Raw genomic sequence first — 507 nt, forward strand, 5'->3', positions numbered from 1 at the left:
CAGCGTCTTGCCGGTGCCGGCCGAGCCGGTCAGCGTGACGAAGTCGCAGTCCGGATCCATCAGCAGGTTAAGCGCGAAGTTCTGCTCGCGATTGCGCGCGGTCACGCCCCACACCGAATGCTTCTGGTGGCCGTAGTCCTTCAGCGTGCGCAGCACCGCGGTCTTGCCGGTGATCTCCTGCACCTTGGCGTACAGCGGCGCGGCGCCGGGCGCCTCCAGGTAGATGAGCTGGTTCACGAGCAGCGTCGGCACCAGCGGGCCGCTGATCCGGTAGAAGGTGGTGCCGCCTTGCTGCCAGCTCTCCATCGTCTTGCCGTGGCGCTCCCAGAAGTCCGCCGGCAGCGCCTGCACGCCGGTGTAGAGGAGGTCGGAGTCCTCCAGCGTCTTGTCGTTGCGGTAGTCCTCCGCCGGCAGGCCCAGCGCGCGGGCCTTGATGCGCATGTTGATGTCCTTGGACACCAGCACCACCTCGCGGCCGGGTTGCTGCGCCTTGAGCGCCTGCACCAC

At 67.9% G+C, this 507-nt stretch carries 1 protein-coding gene; it reads right to left on the reverse strand.

Going from position 1 to position 507, the window contains the following annotated elements:
* Positions 1 to 507 (reverse strand): PIN domain-containing protein (locus FUT87_RS27460; protein WP_255512089.1); only part of this gene is annotated, 507 nt, incomplete at both ends.

Source organism: Mitsuaria sp. TWR114 (genome assembly GCF_007997345.1).